Raw genomic sequence first — 19,218 nt, forward strand, 5'->3', positions numbered from 1 at the left:
CTTCGAACCGACGCGCGGAGGGCGGCGTGGCCGGTACCCGGAACGGGAAACCCGGGCTACTCGAGCGCCATCCCGCCCCCATCGAGGTGCGCTGGCCGGAGAGGCACTGCCATGGGAGAGACGCTACGAATCAAGGACCTCCGCGACCCGGTGCTGACCGAGGCACAGCAGGGTTTCCTGACGTTCGCGGAGCAGAATCCGGTGAAGCTCACCGTCGAGGCCGTGCTCGCCGCCGCGGCCGACGCGACCGGGCTGGACGACTTCGGCCCGGAGGACTTCAAGGAGCGCCTGGCGGTCTGGATCGAGGAGATCGACGGCGACCCGAACCGCACCGAGTACAGCCGGATGCTGCTGTTCACCCTGTGCGTGAAGTACGCCAGTGGCCGGCTGCGGATGTGGGACGTGCTGACGAGGCATCCGGAGATCCACGACATCGAGATCCGGCGCCCGGTCGTCGTCACCGGCCTTCCGCGGACCGGCACGACCAACCTGGTGAACATGCTCGCGTCGGACACGCGGTTCCGCTCCATGCCGCTGTGGGAGACCGACGAGCCGGTCCCGGTCCCCGGCGAAGGTCCCGGCATCGACGGGGTCGATCCGCGCTTCAAACGCTGTGAGCAGGCCTGGGAGATCCACCGGGCCACCAACCCCTTCCTCGCCGCCTGGCACCCGATGAACCCGGACCACATCGACGAGGACATGGCGTTGATGCAGCTGGACTTCTCCAGCTACTACCTCGAGTCCCTCATGCAGATGGCGCCGAAGTGGCGCGACTACTACCTGGCGCACGACCAGACCCCGCACTACGAGTGGCTCAGGACCGCGCTGAAGGTGCTCACCTGGTACCGCGGCCCGCGGCAGTGGGTGCTCAAGTGCCCGCAGCACCTGGAGAACCTCGGGCCGCTGATGTCGGTGTTCCCCGACGCCACCGTGGTGGTCACCCACCGTGACCCCGTGGGCGTCGTTCAGTCGTTCGCCACGATGCTGGCCTTCATGGGACGGATGGGGTTCCGCGAGCCGGACGTGGACGCCGTCTTCGAGTACTGGAGCGAGCTGGCACAGCGCTTCTGGCGTGCCGGGATCCGCGACGCGCACCTGGTACCGGCCGACCGGCGGGTCGACGTCTTCTTCGACGCGTACATGGCCGACCCGATGGGCACGGTCGCCGGGGTCTACGAACGCGCCGGGATCGAGTTCACCGACGAGGCGCGCGCCCAGATCCAGGCCTACGTGGACGCCCACCCGCGCGACAAGCACGGCAGCATCGCGTACGACATCCGTGCGGACTTCGGCGTGACTCCCGAGCAGGTGCGCGAGAAGTTCCAGTTCTACCTCGACGTGTATCCCGTCAAGCCCGAGGTGATGTGACGCGATGGGAACCGTCCAGGCCGAGTACCGCCTGAGCCAGCTCGACCATCTGGAGGCGGAGTCGATCCACATCTTCCGCGAGGTCGCGGCGGAGTTCGAGCGGCCGGTCCTGATGTTCTCCGGGGGCAAGGACTCGATCGTCATGCTGCGCCTGGCCGAGAAGGCGTTCTTCCCGGCGAAGCTGCCGTTCCCGGTCCTGCAGGTGGACACCGGCCTGGACTTTCCCGAGGTGCTGGAGGCGCGCGACAACTGGGTCAGCCGTCTGGGGGTCCGGCTGGTGGTGGCCAGTGTGGAGGAGGCGATCAGGAACGGCGTCGTCGTCGACGACGGCCGGACGACCCGCAACCGGCTGCAGATCGGCACGCTGCTGGCCGCGATCGAGGAGAACGGCTTCACCGCGGCGTTCGGCGGCGGCCGGCGTGACGAGGACCGGGCCCGCGCCAAGGAGCGGATCTACTCCCACCGAGACGAGTTCGGCCAGTGGGACCCGAAGATGCAGCGCCCGGAGCTGTGGAACCTGTACAACGGCCGGATCCGCGGGGGCGAGCACATGCGGATCTTCCCGCTGAGCAACTGGACCGAGCTGGACATCTGGCACTACATCCGGCAGGAGCGGATCGAGGTCCCGTCGATCTACTACGCCCATCGCCGTGAGGTGATCGAGCGGGACGGGATGCTGCTGTCGGTGTCCGGCGCGGTCCGGCCCCGTCCGGGGGAGGAGCCGCGGACCCGCCGGGTGCGGTTCCGCACGGTGGGGGACATGACCCTGACCGGGTGCGTGGAGTCGGACGCGGACACGGTGCAAAAGATCATCGAGGAGCTCTCCGTGGTCCGGGTGACCGAGCGTGGCGCGACCCGAGCGGACGACCGGTTCAGCGAGGCCGCCATGGAGGACCGGAAGAAAGAGGGCTACTTCTGATGGATCTGCTGCGCCTGGCGACCGCCGGGTCCGTCGACGACGGGAAGTCGACGCTGATCGGGCGGCTGCTCCTGGACTCGAAGGCGATCTTCGAGGACCAGTACGAGGCGATCGAGACGACGAGCGCCTCGAAGGGCTACGACTACACCGACCTGGCCCTGCTCACCGACGGGCTCCGCTCGGAGCGGGAGCAGGGGATCACCATCGACGTGGCCTATCGGTACTTCGCGACCCCCAAGCGCAAGTTCATCATCGCGGACACTCCCGGGCACGTGCAGTACACCCGGAACATGGTCACCGGCGCATCGACCGCCGACCTGGGGCTGATCCTGGTCGACGCACGTCAGGGGCTGACCGAGCAGTCGCGGCGTCACGCGGTGCTGGTCTCCCTGCTCCGGGTGCCGCACCTGGTGCTCGCGGTGAACAAGATGGATCTGGTCGGCCATGACCCGGACGTGTTCGAGCGGATCAACGACGCGTTCACCGCGTTCGCCACCAGGCTGAACATCCCGGACCTGCAGGTCATCCCGATCTCCGCGCTGCACGGCGACAACGTCGTGTCCCGGAGCGAGCACATGCCCTGGTACGAGGGCCCCTCGCTGATGCATCACCTCGAACACGTCCACGTCGCCTCCGACCGTGACCTGGTCGCGGCGAGGCTCCCGGTGCAGTACGTCATCCGCCCCAAGTCCGACGACTTCCACGACTACCGCGGGTACGCCGGCCAGGTCGCCGGAGGCGTACTGCGGCCGGGCGACGAGGTGGTGGTGCTGCCCAGCGGCATGACGTCGAGGATCGCCTCCATCGACCTGTTCGACCACGAGATCCCGGAGGCGTTCCCCCCGATGTCGGTCACCGTGCGCCTCGAGGACGACGTGGACGTCTCGCGGGGCGACATGATCGCCCGCGTCGGCAACGCGCCCCGGCCGAGCCAGGACATCGACGCGATGGTCTGCTGGATGACCGCCGAGCCGCTGCGCCTTGACCGGCGGCTCGTGATCAAGCACACGACCCGGACCGGGCGGGCGCTGGTCAAGGACATCCGGTACCGCCTCGACGTCAACACTCTGCACCGTGACCAGGACACCTCCGAGCTCGGCCTCAACGAGATCGGCCGCGTCCGGCTGCGCGTCACCGTCCCGCTGCTGTGCGATCCGTACTCAAGGAACCGCGCCACCGGCTCCTTCATCCTCATCGACGAGGTCACGGGGGTCACCGTCGGCGCCGGCATGATCAACGACGCGGAGTAGGAGGCGCCATGGGCAGGCTCGACGGGAAGGTCGCCCTGGTCACCGGTGGGGCGCGGGGCATGGGCGCCTCGCACGTGCGCACGTTCCTGGGCGAGGGCGCGAAGGTGGTCTTCGGCGACGTTCGGCGGGACGAGGGCCGGTCGCTGGAGAAGGAGCTCGGCGACGACTGCCGGTTCGTCGCCCACGACGTCACCGCGGAGGAGGGCTGGTCCTCGATCGTCGAGCGCGCGACGGCCACGTTCGGCGGGCTCGACATCCTGGTCAACAACGCGGGCGTCCTCGGGTTCGGACCGGTCGCCGACATGACCGTGGCCGACTTCCGCAAGTTCCTGGAGGTCAACCTCGTCTCCCAGTGGCTCGGGATCAAACACGCCGGACCGGTGATGAGCGAGGGCGGCTCGATCGTCAACATCTCCTCGGTCAACGGCCTGGTCGGCGCCGCCGGGCTGACCGGTTACAGCGCCAGCAAGGCCGGCGTACGCGGCCTCACCAGGTCCGCCGCCCTCGAACTGGCGCCCAGGAGGATCCGCGTGAACTCCGTGCACCCCGGAGGAGTCGCGACGCCCATGGTCGGCCGGAACGCCGACGACCTGGAGGACCGGGCCGGCGGGGTGATGTCCGGTCTGCCCATCCCGCGGTACGCCAGTCCGCAGGAGATCAGCAACATGGTGCTGTTCCTGGCGAGTGACGAATCGAGCTACTGCACCGGCGCGGAGTTCGTGGTGGACGGCGGGATGACGGCCGGGGCCGGGTTCTGAGCGTCTTCAGTCCGTCGCGAGTACGCAGTGCGTGCCGCCCGCGAAGATGGTCGGCACGCACTTGTTGCAGTGGATGCACAGGGACCGGTGGGACGGGTCCGTCTGGATCCTGTTCACCAGGTCGGGCTCGCGCAGCAGGGCGCGGCCCATGGCCACGAACTGGAACCCCTCATCCATCGCCGTGTCCATGTGCGCCTTCTCGGTGATGCCGCCGAGGAGGATCAGCGGCAGGCCGACCGCCGCCCGGATCTGACGCGCGGCGTCCAGCATGTACAGCGGCCGGTACTCGTACGACCTGAGCTTCAGCCGGCCGCCGAGCCGCACCATCAGCCTGCGCGGCTGGGGCATCGCGGCGGCGAACTCCCTGATCGGAGGCTCGCCCCGGAACATGTACATGGTGTTGCCCGGCGAGCTGCCCATGGTCAGTTCGAGGGCGTCGAGGTGACCGTCGGCCTCCAGCCACCGGGCGACCTGGACCGCCTCGTCGATCCAGAAGCCACCGCGCACGCCGTCGTCCATGGTGAGCTTGGCGATGACGGCGATCCGGTCCTTCGCGCGCTCGCGCACCGTACGCGTGATCTCGCGGGCGAAGCGCGCGCGGTTCTCCAGCGAGCCGCCGTACTCATCGTCACGCCGGTTGAGGTGCGGACTGAGGAACGAGCTGGGTAGATAGTCGTGACCGAGATGGACCTCGACCGCGTCGAAGCCGGAGTCGACGGCGACGTCGGTCGCGTCACCGAAGGCCGCCACGACGCGCCTCAGGTCGGCCTTCGTCGCCATCCTGCAGGAGCGCAGGTTCTGCGGGTCGAACCGCTTGACCGGCCCGAGCGCCGGTAGCCCGGTCGACTTCGCGTTGGCGACCACGCCGGCGTGGCCGATCTGCACGGAGGCGGCCGCGCCCTCGGCGTGCACGGCCTCCGTCAGCCGCCGGAGCCCGGGCACGGCCTCGCGCCCCATCTGGATCATGGGCGCGAACTGCCGGCCGTCCGCCGTGACCGCGCAGAACGCCAGCGTGGTCATCCCGACCCCGCCGGCGGCGAACCGGCGGTGGAAGCCGATGAGGTCGTCGGTGACCAGGCCGCGCGGCGCCCGCCCTTCGAAGGTCGCCGACTTGATGATCCGGTTGCGCAGGGACACCGGCCCCAGCGCGGCCGGGGAGAGGATTCCTGGACTGCCCGACTGCGGCACGGTCGTCTCCCATCGACGGGTCGCGGACCGGAACGACCCTAGGCGCGCGGCACCGCCGGCGCGGAAGACGTCCCGATCAGCAGGACACCCCTCACATGAGGGTGTCGTCGTCGAGCAGGCCGAGGATCCGCTCCATCATCCCGTCCGACCACACCGTCGAGGGCATGTCGTCAGGCGACGTCTCCGGGAACAGCCGCCGGGAGATGCGCTTGGCGACGTCGAGCACCAACGGGGCGTAGCGCTCCAGCGGATCGCCGCCGGTCTCGCCGGACAGCGAGATCCCCGCGACCACGCCCTCGGGCCCACGGACCGCCGCGGCGACGCTCGATATGCCCGCGACGTACTCGTCGCGCTCGAAGGCCAGTCCGTGCCGGCTCCGGATGCGGCGCAGCTCCTGGTGCATCACCAGCAGGTCGGTGATGGTGTTGTGCGTGCGCGCCTTCATGCCTCCTTCGAGGAGAGTGTCGGCCTCCTCTGGCGGCAGCCAGGCGAGCATCGCCTTGCCGAGGCCGACGGCGTGCGCGGGGGAACGTCCGCCCACGCGGGAGGGCAGCGCCGCCGCGCCGATCCCGCCGATCTTGTCGAGGTAGACCACGTCCGCGAAGTCCAGGATGCCCAGCTGGGCGACCTTCCCGGTACGGGCGTGCAACTGCTCCAAGAGAGGCACCGCGACGGCCCGGATCTCCGCGTGGTCGCTGACCAGGCCGCCGAGCTGCAACGCGCGCCGCCCCAGCGCGTAGCCGCCCTCCGTGTGTCTCAGCCAGCCCAGCCGCACGAGCTGCTCCAGGATCCGGTGCGAGGTCGACCGCGGCAGCCCGGTGTGCGCGGCGATCTCGTCCAGGCGCAGACTGACGGAACGGTCGTCGAACGCCTCCATGATCAGCGTCATCCGCTCGATCATCGACGGCGGGGCCGTGGCCCTTCCCGAAGTGTCGCTGGTCATTTTCGGGTGCACCTCCAGTCGGCCGGACCTGACGGGGAGTGTGATCGCTCTCAGACCAGGATCAAGCTGTCGTCCACGCCGAGACCGTAAGCCCACCGGCCGTACAGCGACATCCCCTGCTCGGCGTCGTTGACGACGTGCGCCGCGCCGGTGTGCACGTCCCGCCAGGCGCGTTCGATCGGGTTCCCGGCCTGTGCGCCGTGCCCACCGGCGGCCTTGAACAGCAGGTCGACGGCGTCGACCGCCCGTTCGGCGCTCCGGACCTGGTCACGGCGCGCGCGCAGCCGGAGCTCGATGGGGATCGGCTCGTTACGGACGGCGTGTTCCATCTGCTCACGCAGGTCACGCTCCAGTTGGAGGATGGACGCGTCGATCTCACTGGCTCCCCGTGCCACCGCCACCGGCCCGAACTCCTCACCGGCCCACTTCCGCCCGCCGTGACTGAGTTTGCTCCGCCGGCGCATCCGGGCCAGGTGGTACGCGTAGGCGCCCTCGGCCGCGCCCAGCAGCGGCGCGGTGATGGCCGTGCTGTGGATGGAGGCGAACGGGACGCGGTAGAGCACCGGGGCGCCGGGAGCGCGCTGCTCCTTGGCGATCCGCCGCCTGCCCTCGGCCCCGTAGATCCGGTGCGGCGGCACGAAGGCGTCCCTGACCAGCACGTCCCGGCTGCCGGTGCCGCGGAGGCCGACGACGTTCCAGCCGTCCTTGAGCACGTAGTCCGAACGCGGCACCACGACCGCCGTGTAGTCGACGGGGTCGCCGCTCGGCCCGATCATGAGGGTCCCGAGCACGATCCACTCGCAGTGCTCCGCGCCCGGCGCGGAGCGCCACGCGCCGTTCAGCCGGTAGCCGCCCTCGACCGGGACCAGACGACCCGTCGGTGCGTAGGAGGAGGACACCAGCACGTCCCGGTCGGCTCCCCAGACGTCCTCGCCCGTCCGCGGTTCGAGCAGCGCCACGTGCCAGGGCGTGATACCGAGAAGCGACGCGACCCAGCCCGTCGACGGGCACGCGGAGGCGAGCCACCGTATGGCCGTGAAGTAGTCGACCGGGTCGCTCTCGCCTCCGCCGTACCGCGTGGGGCGCAACATGCCGAACAGGCCGGCCTCGATGAGCGCGGCGACCGTCTCCTCCGGCACCCGGCGTTCGGACTCGGTGCGAGACGCGCGCTCCCGGATGGTCGGCAGCAGCTCACGAACGGACTCGAGAACGTCCTTGGCCACTCTGCGCTCCCTCCGGGGAGGTGAACTCCGTCCCTGTCCGTGGAGAGGGATCTTCAGCGTAATCCGGGCCTGCGGACACGTCGATGCGCCGAGGTCTCGCTCATCGGGATGTCCGCCTTCTCGCGGGACGGGAGATGGTTACGTTCCAGCCATCATGAGCGCGCACTGGGACCGTGAGGTCGACTTCCTCGTCGTGGGCAGCGGCGGTGGCGGCATGACCGCCGCCCTGGTGGCGGCGGACGCGGGCCTCGACACTCTGGTCATCGAGAAGAGCCGGCACTTCGGCGGGACGACGGGGATCTCCGGCGGCGGCATCTGGGTGCCCGACAACCCGACCCTGAGGCGCAGCGGACAGGGCGGCGACCGGGACGCGGCCCGTACCTACCTGCGCCTGATCACCGCGGGCCGGGTCCCGGACGCGCGGATCGACGCCTTCGTCGACCACGGCCCGGCGGCGATGGAGTTCCTGGAGAAGAGCCGCTGGATGCGGTTCTTCTGGGTGAAGGGCTACGCCGACTACCACCCCGAGGTCGAGGGAGGGCGCGCCTTGGGCCGTTCGATCGAGGCCCGGCCGTTCGACACCCGCAGGCTGGGTGAGGACGAGGCGTTCCTGCGGCCGAACGGCATGAAGGGCCCGCTGGGCCTGTGGGTGACGGCCAAGGATTACCACGACCTCGCGATGGCCAAGCGGACCTGGCGGGGACGCCGCGCCTCGCTGGTCGCGGCGTGGCGGGTCTCCTCGAACCTCGTCCGGCGCCGGCACATGGCGACGACCGGGCGCGCGCTCGTCGCCCGGCTGCGTCTCGCGCTGCGGGACGCCGGCGTCCCACTGTGGCTGGAGACGCCGATGACCGAGCTGGTCACCGGGGAGAACGGTGCGGTCGGCGGTGTCGTGGCCGAGCACGAGGGCCGCACGGTGCGGATCCGCGCGCGGCGCGGGGTGCTCCTGGCGACCGGCGGCTTCGAGCACAACGCCGGGATGCGCCGGCGGTACCTGCCCGAGGGCGGCCGGCCGGACCACAGCGGCGGCGTGCCGGAGAACCTCGGGGACGGGATCGAGGCCGGCCGACGGATCGGCGCGGCGGTCGACCTCATGGACGACGCCTGGTGGATGCCGTCGGTGCGGCATCCCACGGGCGCCGTGATCCCGCTGGTGTCGGAGCGTTCGATCCCGCCGTCGCTGATCGTTTCGGGGCGGACCGGGCGGCGGTTCACCAACGAGTCGGCGCCGTACGTGAACTTCGTGCACGACCAGCTCGCGGGCGGGCATGTCCCGCTCTGGTTCGTGATGGACGCCAAGGCACGCGCGCGCTACCCGTTCGCCCAGGTCCTGCCCGGCGCGGAGATCCCGCGGGCCTTCTACGACGCGGGCACCGCGCACCGCGCCGGCACGCTCGCCGAGCTCGCCGGCCGGATCGGCGTCCCCGCCGACGCGCTGGCGGCGACCGTCGAGCGCTTCAACGGGTTCGCCCGCGCCGGTAAGGACGCCGACTTCGGCCGTGGCGACAGCGCCTACGACCGGTACTACGGCGACCCGACGCTGCCGAACCCCACCCTGGACGTGATCGAGAAGGCTCCGTTCCACGCGATCCGGGTCGAGGCCGGAGATCTGGGCACCAAGGGCGGGCTGGCCTGCGACGAGCGGTCCCGTGTCCTGCGTGCCGACGGCTCCGTGATCGAGGGCCTGTACGCGACCGGCAACACCTCGGCCTCGGTCATGGGCCACGACTATCCGGGTCCGGGCGGCACGATCGGCCCGTCCATCGTGTTCGGCTACGTCGCGGCCCGGCACGCCGCCGAGAGGGCGGCGGCCCCCGCCGGTTCCGCCGAGCGGATCGGGTAGGCGGCGCGGGAGGCATGAACCGACAGCGCTCCTACCGCCTCCGGGTCGTCGAGGTGATCCGCGAGACCGCGGACGCCCACTCGATCGTGCTCGAACCGGATGAGGCCGACGCGGGCCGCTTCGACCACCGTCCCGGCCAGTACCTCACGTTCAACGTCCCCACGGAGCGGGAGGGCGGCGCGGCCCGCTGCTACTCGCTGTCGAGCTCCCCGCTGCTCGGCGAGCGGCTCAAGGTCACGGTCAAGCGCACCGCCGACGGCTACGGCTCCAACTGGATCTGCGACAACCTGCGCGAAGGCGACGAGATCGAGACGCTGCGGCCGGCGGGCACGTTCACGCCGCGCACGCTGGACGCCGACTTCCTGCTGTTCGCCGGCGGCAGCGGGATCACCCCGCTGATGTCGATCCTGAAGTCCGCGCTGCACGCGGGCCGGGGGAGGGTGGCGCTCGTGTACGCCAACCGCGACGAGCGGTCGGTGATCTTCCGCGACGAGCTCGTGGCCCTGGAGAAGCAGTACGCCGGCCGCCTGCACGTCGTCCACCTGCTGGAGTCGGTGCAGGGCATCCCGCGGGTGGAGACGCTCGCCGAACTGGCCCGTCCGTACGCCGCGCGGGACGTGTTCGTCTGCGGCCCGGCGCCGTTCATGGACGCGGTCGGCGAGGGCGTCGCCGCGGTCGGGGTGCCGGCCGGCCGGACGCACTACGAGAGGTTCTCGTCGCTGGCCGAGGACCCGTTCACGGAACCGGCCGTCGTGCTCGACACCGAGGCGGAGGCGGCCGGCACCGTCGAGGTGGAGCTGGACGGCGAGACCACGACTCTGGCCTGGCCGACGGCGAACAGGATGCTCGACGTCTTCCTCGCCGCCGGCCTCGACGCGCCGTACTCCTGCCGCGAGGGCAGGTGCAGCGCCTGCGCCTGCGTCCTGCTCGACGGGGAGGTCGAGCTGGAGCACAACGAGGTGCTGGAAAAGGAGGACATCGCCGACGGCATCGTGCTGGCGTGCCAGGCGGTCCCTCGCAGCGAGCGGGTCCGGGTGACCTATGACCAGTAGAGGACGGACATGAGCAACCACGTACTCGACACGGTGATGGAGTCGGCCGAGCGGATCGCGGCGCTGGGACCGGCGAACGAGGAGCTCGGCCGGCTGGACGACCGTGCGGTCAAGGTCATGCGGGAGGCCGGGGTCATCCGGCTGCTGCAGCCGAAGACGTACGGCGGGTTCGAGGCGCATCCGCGGGAGTTCGCCGAGACGGTCATGAAGATCGCCGCCCTGGACGGTTCCACCGGCTGGGTGGCCGGGGTCGTCGGGGTGCACCCGTGGGAGATGGCGATGGCCGACGGGCGCGTGCAGGACGAGGTGTGGGGCGAGGACCCGGACACGTGGATCGCGTCGCCGTACGCACCCATGGGCGTGCTGCGTCCGGTCGACGGCGGGTACGTCTTCAACGGCCGCTGGCAGTTCTCCTCCGGGACGGACCACTGCCGCTGGATCTTCCTCGGCGGCATGCTCGGCGACGCGGAGGGCAAGGCGATCATGCCGCCCACGCAGTTCCACGTGATCCTGCCCCGGTCTTCCTACGAGATCGTCGACGACTCGTGGGACGTGGTCGGCCTCAAGGGGACGGGCAGCAAGGACATCGTCGTCACGGACGCGTTCGTCCCGGACTACCGGGTGCTGCCGTTCGCCAAGGTCTCCGACGGATCGGCGGCACGCGAGGCCGGGCTGACCAACACCCTCTACCACGTGCCGTTCTCCCAGGCGTTCCCGCTCGGCATCACCGCGGCCGTGATCGGCACCGCCGAGGGCGCGCTGGCGCACCACCTCGCGTACCAGAGGAACCGGACCCAGATCACCGGCACGAAGATCAAGGACGACCCGCACGTTCTCTACGCCGTCAGCGAGGCGAGCGCCGAGATCTCGGCCTCACGTACGGCACTGATCGACAACATCTGCCGGTTCTACGACCAGGCGGAGGCCGGGCGGCGGTCGACGTTCGAAGAGCGCGCGGCGGGCCGGCGGGTCCAGGTCCAGGCGGCGTGGCGGGCGGTGCGCGCGGTCGATGAGATCGTCGGCCGCTCCGGCGGGAACGGGATGCGGATGAGCAGCCCGATCCAGCGGTTCTGGCGGGACGCGCACATGGGCCTGGTGCACGCGATCCACGTCCCCGGGGCGGTCTTCCACGCCTCGGCGCTGACGAACCTCGGCGTGGAGCCGCCGATGGGCCCGATGCGCTCGATGATCTGAACACTTCCCACGGAAGGGACGACGCGATGACAGAACTTCGTGGACTCGGCTACCTCAGGGTGCAGACGAGCGATGTCGCGCGGTGGCGTGAGCTGGCCGTCGACGCGCTGGGCTTCGGCGAGGGCGCCGGACCGGTGCCCGGTGGCCTGTATCTGCGGATGGACGAGCGGTTCGCGCGGGTGATCGTGCTGCCCGGCGAGGCCGACCACGTGCTGTCGGTGGGCTGGGAGGTACGCGACCAGTTCGCCCTCGCCGCCGTCGGCGCCGCCGTCGAGGCGGCCGGTGTGGCGGTGAAACCGCTGTCCGCCGGCGAGTGCGAGGACCGGCGGGTCGAGCAGGCGATCACCTTCACCGACCCCGCGGGCGTGCCCGTCGAGGTCTTCTTCGGCCCGTTGCTCGACCACTCTCCGCTGGTCACCTCGCTGGGCCAGCGGTTCGTCACCGGCGCGCAGGGTCTGGGGCACGTCGTGCTGCCGACCACGGCGATGGAGGAGACGGTGACCTTCTACACCGAGGTCCTGGGCTTCCGTCCGCGCGGCGCCATGAGGCTGGGCCCCGCCGGACCGGCACGGATCCGGTTCATGGGGATCAACCGGCGTCACCACAGCCTGGCGATCTGCCCGGCGCCGCACGGCGGTGCGCCCGGCCTGATCCACATGATGGTGGAGGTGGACTCACTCGACGCCGTGGGCCGCGCCCTGGACCGGATCGGCAAGGCCGGGTTCGCCCTCTCCTCGACGCTCGGGCGGCACACGAACGACAAGATGATCTCGTTCTACGTGCGTGCTCCCGGTGGGTGGGACATCGAGTACGGCACCGACGGCATGCTGGTGGACGAGACCTCCTACACGGCGGAGGAGATCAGCGCCGACTCCTACTGGGGCCACGACTGGTCCGGCTCGGAGCCCCTCGCCGCCTTCACCCCGCCCGCGGAGTGATCGCCGTCAGAGCCGGACGACCCTGGTCGCGGGCAGCGGGTGACTCTTGGCGCCCACCCAGCGCAGCAGGGCCGTGCCCTCGGAGTGGAAGCCGGTGGAGATCCAGTTTCCATAGCCGGGATCCGTCGCCGAGACCACGATGGTGAGCGTGCCGTCGTCGTTCAGCCGCCCGGTGTGGTTGTTGACGTAGGTGTTCATCCGGTCGTGGTCCAGGGATTCCATCCACCGGTTCTGCAGCACGAAGTTCCAGTACTCGCAGTCGGGCACCTCGGTCTCGATGACCCACGCCTCGTCCTCGGCGAGCCTCCAGTAGCCGTGCAGGTAGAAGATGGCTGGGTCGCCGCCGGCCGCCTGGAACCCCTCCTGCCCCCAGTCCGGGAGCTCGTTGGGCCGGCTCATGAACCGCCGGGTCCAGCCGGCGAACGTCGTCGCGGTGCCCCGGACGAACCGGGTCGTCGTCCGCAGCTGGTCGCGGAACCGGTCGGGGTCGAGCGGCTCGGGCTCCGGCACCGGGCCGATCAGCTCGATGCCGACCTCGGCGGGGATCTCGGACGCGCGGTCCTGAAAGGACTGCCGACCGGTGATGTTCGTGGTCTCCTCGGTGAGGGGCAGCCAGTCTCCGGACTCGGGCCGGTCGACGCTCGCGATGAAGCTGAACCGGCCGTCGGCGTCGACCGTCAGGTCGTCGCCGTGCAGCTCGCCGGTGGAGACCATCGTGCCGTCGACGTGGTAGCGGTTGGCCTTCGAGCCGAAGGTCAGCAGCGGCACCGTGCCGCGGGTTCCGCTGATCCGGTAGCGGTACCGGCCGGAGATGTTGGCCCGCATGTAGATGTTGTCGGGGTTGTCCGCGCCGATCTTGCACTTGAGGTGCGGGTCGAGGGCGTTGGTGAACTGCGGCCACCGCGGATCGGCGTACTCGATCGCGTTGATCGAGGCGTAGCGGAGCAGGCGGATGAGGTACCGGACGCCTTCGGCCTGGTCCAGCGGCGTCCGCGGCGCCGACTCCGCCATCAAGGCGTGCCCGGCCTCCCGCAGGTCGTCGCAGAACTCGTCCCACACCCGGTTCGCGTCCATCCGAAGCCTCCCGCTCGTCGTCGCCCGGATCGTACGGGCGGCGGGGCGCCGGAGAACGGCGTGGTCCCGCTGGCCAGGACATCCCGTTCAGCGGGATCGGCGCCCGCGCGGGGCCGGCGGATTCCTAGCGTTGGCGGCATGGGTCGTCGGGTGGTCGTGACGGGAGCGGCATCGGGCATCGGCGCGGCGACGGCCGGCCTGCTCCGCCGGCGAGGCGACGAGGTCATCGGCGTCGACCTGCACGACGCCGAGGTGGTGGCCGACCTGTCCACGCCTGAGGGCCGGCAGGCGGCGGCCACCGCCGCGCTGCGCGCCGCCGGAGGCGTGGTGGACGCCGTAGCGGCCTGCGCGGGGACCGCCGCGCCGACCGAGGCCTCCATCCGGGTCAACTACTTCGGCGTGGTCGAATTCCTCGACGCGCTGCGGCCGGGCCTGGCGCGCGCCGCCGCGCCACGCGCCGCGGTGGTCTCCTCGATCTCGGCGACGCAGCCGCACGACGCCGGCGTGGTCGCGGCCTGTGCCGGCCGGGACGAGGAACGCGCCCTCGAGCTCGCCCGGAAGACCGTCGCCGACGGGCACGGTCAGTGGCTCTACGCGTCCTCGAAGCTGGCCCTGGCCCGGTGGGTCCGCCGTACCTGTGTCACACCCGAGTGGGCCGGCGCGGGCATCCCGCTCAACGCCGTCGCCCCCGGTGTCGTGGTCACCCCCATGATCGAACCCCTTCTCGCCACCGCCGAGGGCCGGGAGCTGATGGACCGGGCCGTCCCGATGCCACTGCACGGGCACGCGCCTCCGGAGGCGATCGCGCACGCGCTGATCTGGCTGCTCGGCCCGGAGAACACGCACCTGACCGGACAGGTGGTCTTCGTCGACGGCGGCGCGGACGCCACCCTGCGTGGAGAGGAGATCTTCTGATGCCCGGAGACCGGATGAAGTGGGCGCTGTCCGGCGCGATGATCGACGCCGGGGAACTCCTGGACCTCGCGCGGGCGGCCGAGGAGGCGGGTTTCGACAGCGTCGGCATGCCCGACTCGGTGTTCTATCCCGAACACGTGTCGGCGGACTACCCCTACACCCCGGACGGCCGGAGGATGTGGACGGGCGACGTTCCGATGCCGGACCCGTTCATCGCGATCGCCGCGATGGCGGCGGTCACCGAACGTCTGCGGTTCACGACCAACGTGGTCAAGCTGCCGCTGCGGGACCCGCTGCTGACCGCCAAGCAGGTCGCGACGCTGGCGGTGATGGCGGGCAACCGGTTCGGTCTCGGCGTGGGGCTGTCCTGGATCCCCGAGGAGTTCACCTTCACCCGGACCGAGATGCGCACCCGCGGCCGGCGCACCGACGAGGCCATCGAGATCATCAAGGCGGTGTGCGCCGGCCGGGGCCCCGAGTGGGTGGAGTACCACGGTGAGCACTACGACTTCGACCGCCTGATGATCAGTCCTGCTCCGGATCGGCCGGTGCCCGTGTACGTCGGTGGGCACAGCGCGGCGGGGCTGCGGCGCGCCGCACGGGTCGGCGACGGCTGGATCTCGGTCAACACGACCACGGAGCAACTGGTCGCCACGATCGCTCGCCTCGGCGGCCTGCGCGCGGAGTACGGCACGTCCGACCGGCCGTTCGAGATCGACATCTCGCCGACCGACGTACACGACCTCGACGGCTACCGCGAGCTGGAGAAGGCGGGCGCCACCACGTGCCGCGTGGTGCCGTGGCGGATGTACGACGCGGAGCCCACCGCGCAGGGGCGGCTGGCGTCCGTGCGCCGCTTCGGCGAGGAGGTCATCGGCCGCTGCTGATCAGCCCCAGTGGTCGCCCCAGCCCCACAGGCCGGGTGCCGGGGCGGTCGGCTCGCCGATGCCGAACTCGCCGCGGAAGAAGATCATCGGTCGCGGCCTGTCGGCGGGCAGGTCGACGGCGAGGACCCTGCCGATCACGACATCGTGGTCGCCCGCAACGTACACCGTCTCCACCGCGCAGTGGACGTGCGACAGCACGCCGTCGAGGACCGGTGTGCCCCAGGGGGACTCACGCCACGCGAGCCCGTCGAACTTGCGGCCCGCGGCCGATCCGAACCGGGCACAGACGTCGCCCTGGTCCTCCGCCAGGACGCTGACGTTGAACCGGCCCGCCGCGCGGATCCGGGGCCAGGTACGGCCGCGGTGGTCGGCGCAGAACAGGACGAGCGGCGGTTCCAGCGACACGCTCGCGAACGCCTGACAGGCGAAGCCGACGGGCTCGCCTTCGTCCAGGCCGGTGACCACCGTGACGCCGCTGGCGAAGCTGCCCATGGCGCGACGCATCTCCTGGAGCGACGGCCCCGTACGGCCGGTCTCCGTCATCGGTGACGTCGTCACACCCATCCCGCACCTCGGTCGTCGGCTGTATCCGTACCCCGACGTTAGGCGCGTCCGGCCCGTACGGCCGGTCGCGTCCCGTCCAGCGAAACCCGCGCGCGAGCGCGGGCCGCCGGCGGGCGCCGAGCCCCGCGGGGCGATCTCGCTGGGCGGGATCGCCCGGCACCGGGGGAGTGGGCGCGCTACCGTCCGGCCATGGACACCGCGCGCTCCTTCACCCCGGTACACGCCGGCGACATCGGCGCCTTCGACCACGAGGCGGACGTGCTCGTGGCCGGCTTCGGCTGCGCGGGCGCCGCCGCGGCGTACGAGGCCGCGACGGCCGGTGCGGAGGTGCTGGTCCTGGAGCGCGCCGGCGGGCCGGGCGGCTCCTCGGCGATGTCCGGCGGCGAGCTCTACCTCGGCGGCGGTACGGCGGTCCAGCGGGCGTGCGGGTACGACGACAGCGCGGACAACATGTTCGCGTTCCTCCGGGTGGCGCTGGGCCCGCACGCCGACGAGGAGAAGCTCCGGCTGTACTGCGACGGCAGCGTGGAGCACTTCGAGTGGTTCCGCGAGCGCGGGCTGACCTTCAACCCGAGCCTGTACGAGGGGCAGAGCTGGATGCCGCCGACCCAGGACGGCCTGATGTGGCTCGGTGAGAACGCCTATCCCTACGACGTGGTCGCCGACGCCGTCCCGCGCGGGCACCGCCCGGCCACCGAGTCCTACGGCGGCTGGATGCTCATGGAGAAGCTGGTCGCCGCGGCCACGGAGGCGGGCACGCGGCAGCACGCGGACACCCGCGCCACCGGCTTGGTCCTGGACGGCGGAGCGGTGGTCGGCCTGGTCGCGCGCAAGTACGGCGAGCGGGTCACGTACCGGGCGCGGCGTGCGGTGGTGCTCACCACGGGCGGGTTCGTCGACGACGAGGGGATGCTGGCCGACCACGCGCCGATGCTGCTGGGCCACGGCAAGGTGAGCGCCGGGCTGGACGACGGCAGCGGCATCGCGATGGGCATGGCGATCGGGGCGGCCACGCGGGGGATGTCCGTCACGCAGATCGCGGCCTCGATCCTGCCCGCGATGATCTGCCGGGGAATGCTGGTGAACTCCCGTGGCCAGCGCTTCATCAACGAGGACGTCTACCCCGGCCTGGCGAGCGTCGCCGCCGTACGGCATCAGCCGGCGCCGCACTGGGTGATCATCGACGAGGAGGGGTACGAGGACATTCCCCAGCGTGACCTGTGGAACGTGCGGCCCGCCTTCGTGGACGAGACGCTCTCCGGCCTGGAGAAGGATCTCGGCCTGCCGCCCGGCGCACTCGAGAGCACCGTCGCGACGTACAACGAGCACGCCGAGCGGGGCGAGGACCCCTACTTCCACAAGAACGCGCGCTGGCTGCGTCCGCTTCGGCCGCCGTTCGCCGCGATCGACCCGCGCAGGGGCTTCGAGCCCGGAGGCGAGGGCGGCGGATCATCGACCGGCGTCTCCGGGTTCACCCTCGGCGGGCTGCGCACCACGACGGACGGTGCCGTCCTCGACGTCTCGGGAAACGTGATCGACGGCCTGTACGCCGCCGGCCGGGCGAGTTCGGGGATGCACGGCGAGGGCTACATCAGCGGCACCTCACTGGGTGACGGCACGTTCTTCGGCCGCCGCGCCGGTCGTGCCGCGGCGGCCGGGCGGCGCGACGGCTGAGCCTCAGCCCTCGGCCACCGGCATCCGTCCCGACACGACCGCCCGGTCGATCGACTCGCGCAGTCCGGCGCAGGTCGGGAAGTCGGCCGCGCGGAGCTCACCCCGGCCCAGGGCGGTGCGCCGTTCCAGGCAGGCCCGGGCCCCGGCCTCGTCCCACTGGATGCTGGTCTGCTGCCAACTGGACTTGCGGACCCGCACCGTGGCATGACAGCGCAGGCACTCCACCGGGGTCATCGGCAGGTCGGCGAGCCGGTTGTCCGAGCGGATCATGCGACGGGCGCCCGGTCCGCGGCGGCCGCCTGGGCGGCGAGGTTCTCCTCGACCTGCTTCTGCCAGATCTCGTTCGGCTTGGTGGTGTCGAGCTCGTACTCGAAGCGCTCCACCATCTCGGGCCGGATGTCCGCGACGTCGACGTAGAACTGCTCGTACCACCGCCGCAGCTGGTAGACCGGGCCGTCCTCCTCGCACAGCAGCGGGTTGTCGATCCGGGCCTTGTTCTTCCAGATCTCGACGTCCTGCTCGAAGCCGCGCTTGACGTATTCGGCCTGGGTGGTCGCCACCTCCATGGCGGCCTCTTCGTCCAGGCCGGCCTGTTTGCGCACGATGATGCCGTATTGCAGGACGAACGAGCTCTCGTCGATCGGATAGTGGCAGTTGATCAGCGTCGTCCGGATGTCCATGTCCTCGTACTTGTACGTCAGCTCGTCGGTCATGAACGAGGGTCCGTAGTAGGCCGCCACCGACGTGTTGCCGAGATACCGCGGCGTGCCCTCGACGTGCGGACGGGTGTCCTCCCGTGCCTTCCCGTTCATGTGCTGGGCGGCGACGTGGCCCTCGAAGATGTTCTTGAAGTACGTCGGGAAGTTGAAGTGCACATAGAAGAAGTGCGCCATGTCCGCGACGTTGTCGATCACCTCGCGCACGTTCGACTCGACGGTGGTCTCGTACCAGATCCAGTCGGTCCATCCGTCGTCGAGGGCGCCCTCGATCCTCGGCGGCGTCTCCTGTTCGCGCGGCGGGTTGCCCTCGGGGTCGTTCCAGACGAACAGCATGCCGTCCTGGTCGAGCGTGGGCCAGGCCGCGGTGCGGGCCCGCAGCGGCACCCGGCGGGCGTAGGGGATCTGTTTGCACCGCCCGTCGCCGCCCCAGCGCCAGTCGTGGAAGGGACAGGCGATCTCGTCGCCCTTGACGGTGCCCTGGGACAGGTCACCGCCCATGTGCCGGCAGTAGGCGTCGAGGACGTTCAGCCTCCCGTCGCCGCTCTGGAAGACCACCAGCTTCTGGCCGAACGCTCTGACCGGATGCGGTTTCCCGTCGCGGAACCGGTCGGCCAGGCCCAGGCAGTGCCAGCCGCGGGCGAAGCGTTTCGGCGCGGCGGCCGCCTCGATCGCGCGGACTTCGCTTCCGGTGGTCATCGTCATGGTCCCG

The 19,218-nt window shown here is 70.9% G+C and carries 18 protein-coding genes; 11 read left to right on the top strand and 7 right to left on the bottom strand.

The window, feature by feature from the left end; translation table 11 throughout:
• Nucleotides 1–111 precede the first annotated feature (111 nt).
• From ABEA10_RS28365 to ABEA10_RS28380, 4 genes are read left to right on the top strand one after another with little or no spacing between them, the layout of a single operon-like run.
• Nucleotides 112–1,368, top strand: coding sequence for a sulfotransferase family protein (locus ABEA10_RS28365; protein ID WP_345469054.1), 1,257 nt, complete (start codon nucleotides 112–114; stop codon nucleotides 1,366–1,368).
• Between the two features lie 4 nt (nucleotides 1,369–1,372).
• The gene (gene cysD, locus ABEA10_RS28370; RefSeq protein WP_345469055.1) at nucleotides 1,373–2,287 is read left to right on the top strand and encodes a sulfate adenylyltransferase subunit CysD; all 915 of its coding nucleotides are present in this window, start codon (nucleotides 1,373–1,375) and stop codon (nucleotides 2,285–2,287) included.
• A complete protein-coding gene (locus ABEA10_RS28375) occupies nucleotides 2,287–3,537 on the top strand; it encodes a sulfate adenylyltransferase subunit 1 (protein WP_345469056.1) in 1,251 nt (416 codons plus the stop codon). Before cysD ends, ABEA10_RS28375 begins: the two co-directional genes overlap by 1 nt.
• An 8-nt stretch (nucleotides 3,538–3,545) precedes the next feature.
• Nucleotides 3,546–4,295 (top strand): glucose 1-dehydrogenase, encoded by a 750-nt coding sequence (locus ABEA10_RS28380; protein ID WP_345469057.1) that lies wholly within the window; start codon nucleotides 3,546–3,548, stop codon nucleotides 4,293–4,295.
• 6 nt (nucleotides 4,296–4,301) lie between these two features.
• Here the strand turns inward: ABEA10_RS28380 and ABEA10_RS28385 are convergent, their stop codons facing one another.
• The 3 genes from ABEA10_RS28385 to hsaA form a co-directional block, all read right to left on the bottom strand.
• The gene (locus ABEA10_RS28385; RefSeq protein ID WP_345469058.1) at nucleotides 4,302–5,483 is read right to left on the bottom strand and encodes an NADH:flavin oxidoreductase; all 1,182 of its coding nucleotides are present in this window, start codon (nucleotides 5,481–5,483) and stop codon (nucleotides 4,302–4,304) included.
• 91 nt (nucleotides 5,484–5,574) lie between these two features.
• Nucleotides 5,575–6,426, bottom strand: coding sequence for an IclR family transcriptional regulator (locus tag ABEA10_RS28390; protein ID WP_345469059.1), 852 nt, complete (start codon nucleotides 6,424–6,426; stop codon nucleotides 5,575–5,577).
• A gap of 50 nt (nucleotides 6,427–6,476) precedes the next feature.
• Nucleotides 6,477–7,649 (bottom strand): 3-hydroxy-9,10-secoandrosta-1,3,5(10)-triene-9,17-dione monooxygenase oxygenase subunit, encoded by a 1,173-nt coding sequence (hsaA, locus tag ABEA10_RS28395; RefSeq protein ID WP_345469060.1) that lies wholly within the window; start codon nucleotides 7,647–7,649, stop codon nucleotides 6,477–6,479.
• 154 nt (nucleotides 7,650–7,803) lie between these two features.
• Between hsaA and ABEA10_RS28400 the strand changes: the two genes are divergently transcribed.
• The 4 genes from ABEA10_RS28400 to ABEA10_RS28415 are packed head-to-tail and all read left to right on the top strand — an operon-like array spanning nucleotide 7,804 to nucleotide 12,676.
• Nucleotides 7,804–9,492 carry an FAD-binding protein gene (locus tag ABEA10_RS28400; RefSeq protein ID WP_345469061.1) on the top strand — a complete coding sequence of 563 codons (1,689 nt, stop codon included), beginning with the start codon at nucleotides 7,804–7,806 and terminating at the stop codon, nucleotides 9,490–9,492.
• Between the two features lie 14 nt (nucleotides 9,493–9,506).
• Entirely contained in the window at nucleotides 9,507–10,544 is a 1,038-nt protein-coding gene (locus ABEA10_RS28405) for a 2Fe-2S iron-sulfur cluster-binding protein (RefSeq protein WP_345469062.1), read from the top strand.
• 9 nt (nucleotides 10,545–10,553) lie between these two features.
• Nucleotides 10,554–11,738 (top strand): acyl-CoA dehydrogenase family protein, encoded by a 1,185-nt coding sequence (locus ABEA10_RS28410; RefSeq protein ID WP_345469063.1) that lies wholly within the window; start codon nucleotides 10,554–10,556, stop codon nucleotides 11,736–11,738.
• Nucleotides 11,739–11,764: 26 nt separating this feature from the next.
• Nucleotides 11,765–12,676 carry a VOC family protein gene (locus ABEA10_RS28415; RefSeq protein ID WP_345469064.1) on the top strand — a complete coding sequence of 304 codons (912 nt, stop codon included), beginning with the start codon at nucleotides 11,765–11,767 and terminating at the stop codon, nucleotides 12,674–12,676.
• Between the two features lie 6 nt (nucleotides 12,677–12,682).
• Here ABEA10_RS28415 and ABEA10_RS28420 read toward each other — a convergent pair whose 3' ends face one another.
• Complete coding sequence (locus ABEA10_RS28420; RefSeq protein ID WP_345469066.1) at nucleotides 12,683–13,750, bottom strand: DUF1214 domain-containing protein; 1,068 nt, start codon at nucleotides 13,748–13,750, stop codon at nucleotides 12,683–12,685.
• A 138-nt stretch (nucleotides 13,751–13,888) separates the two neighbouring features.
• Between ABEA10_RS28420 and ABEA10_RS28425 the strand changes: the two genes are divergently transcribed.
• Entirely contained in the window at nucleotides 13,889–14,665 is a 777-nt protein-coding gene (locus ABEA10_RS28425) for an SDR family oxidoreductase (RefSeq protein WP_345469067.1), read from the top strand.
• Nucleotides 14,665–15,552, top strand: a complete 888-nt coding sequence (locus ABEA10_RS28430; RefSeq protein WP_345469068.1) for a TIGR03619 family F420-dependent LLM class oxidoreductase — start codon at nucleotides 14,665–14,667, stop codon at nucleotides 15,550–15,552. Before ABEA10_RS28425 ends, ABEA10_RS28430 begins: the two co-directional genes overlap by 1 nt.
• On the opposite strand, the gene ABEA10_RS28435 is transcribed toward ABEA10_RS28430, so the two are convergent.
• On the bottom strand, nucleotides 15,553–16,116 hold the full coding sequence (locus ABEA10_RS28435) for a flavin reductase family protein (protein WP_345469069.1): 564 nt from the start codon (nucleotides 16,114–16,116) through the stop codon (nucleotides 15,553–15,555).
• A gap of 189 nt (nucleotides 16,117–16,305) precedes the next feature.
• Here ABEA10_RS28435 and ABEA10_RS28440 point away from each other — a divergent pair, with 189 nt between their 5' ends.
• Nucleotides 16,306–17,790, top strand: a complete 1,485-nt coding sequence (locus ABEA10_RS28440; protein WP_345469070.1) for an FAD-dependent oxidoreductase — start codon at nucleotides 16,306–16,308, stop codon at nucleotides 17,788–17,790.
• A gap of 3 nt (nucleotides 17,791–17,793) precedes the next feature.
• Here ABEA10_RS28440 and ABEA10_RS28445 read toward each other — a convergent pair whose 3' ends face one another.
• Together ABEA10_RS28445 and ABEA10_RS28450 are read right to left on the bottom strand one after the other, a co-directional pair.
• A complete protein-coding gene (locus ABEA10_RS28445) occupies nucleotides 17,794–18,060 on the bottom strand; it encodes a ferredoxin (protein ID WP_345469071.1) in 267 nt (88 codons plus the stop codon).
• Entirely contained in the window at nucleotides 18,057–19,211 is a 1,155-nt protein-coding gene (locus ABEA10_RS28450; RefSeq protein ID WP_345469072.1) for a 3-ketosteroid-9-alpha-monooxygenase, oxygenase component, read from the bottom strand. The genes ABEA10_RS28445 and ABEA10_RS28450 overlap by 4 nt, the downstream gene beginning before the upstream one ends.
• Nucleotides 19,212–19,218 lie beyond the last annotated feature (7 nt).

It is taken from the genome of Actinoallomurus oryzae (assembly GCF_039541955.1).
Lineage (GTDB): Bacteria > Actinomycetota > Actinomycetes > Streptosporangiales > Streptosporangiaceae > Actinoallomurus > Actinoallomurus oryzae.

Coding starts and splice junctions, on each gene's coding strand:
- ABEA10_RS28365 (WP_345469054.1), top strand. CDS start 112: ATGGGAGAGACGCTACGAATCAAGGACCTCCGCGACCCGGTGCTGACC.
- cysD (WP_345469055.1), top strand. CDS start 1,373: ATGGGAACCGTCCAGGCCGAGTACCGCCTGAGCCAGCTCGACCATCTG.
- ABEA10_RS28375 (WP_345469056.1), top strand. CDS start 2,287: ATGGATCTGCTGCGCCTGGCGACCGCCGGGTCCGTCGACGACGGGAAG.
- ABEA10_RS28380 (WP_345469057.1), top strand. CDS start 3,546: ATGGGCAGGCTCGACGGGAAGGTCGCCCTGGTCACCGGTGGGGCGCGG.
- ABEA10_RS28390 (WP_345469059.1), bottom strand. CDS start 6,426: ATGACCAGCGACACTTCGGGAAGGGCCACGGCCCCGCCGTCGATGATC.
- ABEA10_RS28400 (WP_345469061.1), top strand. CDS start 7,804: ATGAGCGCGCACTGGGACCGTGAGGTCGACTTCCTCGTCGTGGGCAGC.
- ABEA10_RS28405 (WP_345469062.1), top strand. CDS start 9,507: ATGAACCGACAGCGCTCCTACCGCCTCCGGGTCGTCGAGGTGATCCGC.
- ABEA10_RS28410 (WP_345469063.1), top strand. CDS start 10,554: ATGAGCAACCACGTACTCGACACGGTGATGGAGTCGGCCGAGCGGATC.
- ABEA10_RS28415 (WP_345469064.1), top strand. CDS start 11,765: ATGACAGAACTTCGTGGACTCGGCTACCTCAGGGTGCAGACGAGCGAT.
- ABEA10_RS28420 (WP_345469066.1), bottom strand. CDS start 13,750: ATGGACGCGAACCGGGTGTGGGACGAGTTCTGCGACGACCTGCGGGAG.
- ABEA10_RS28425 (WP_345469067.1), top strand. CDS start 13,889: ATGGGTCGTCGGGTGGTCGTGACGGGAGCGGCATCGGGCATCGGCGCG.
- ABEA10_RS28430 (WP_345469068.1), top strand. CDS start 14,665: ATGCCCGGAGACCGGATGAAGTGGGCGCTGTCCGGCGCGATGATCGAC.
- ABEA10_RS28435 (WP_345469069.1), bottom strand. CDS start 16,116: ATGGGTGTGACGACGTCACCGATGACGGAGACCGGCCGTACGGGGCCG.
- ABEA10_RS28440 (WP_345469070.1), top strand. CDS start 16,306: ATGGACACCGCGCGCTCCTTCACCCCGGTACACGCCGGCGACATCGGC.
- ABEA10_RS28445 (WP_345469071.1), bottom strand. CDS start 18,060: ATGATCCGCTCGGACAACCGGCTCGCCGACCTGCCGATGACCCCGGTG.
- ABEA10_RS28450 (WP_345469072.1), bottom strand. CDS start 19,211: ATGACGATGACCACCGGAAGCGAAGTCCGCGCGATCGAGGCGGCCGCC.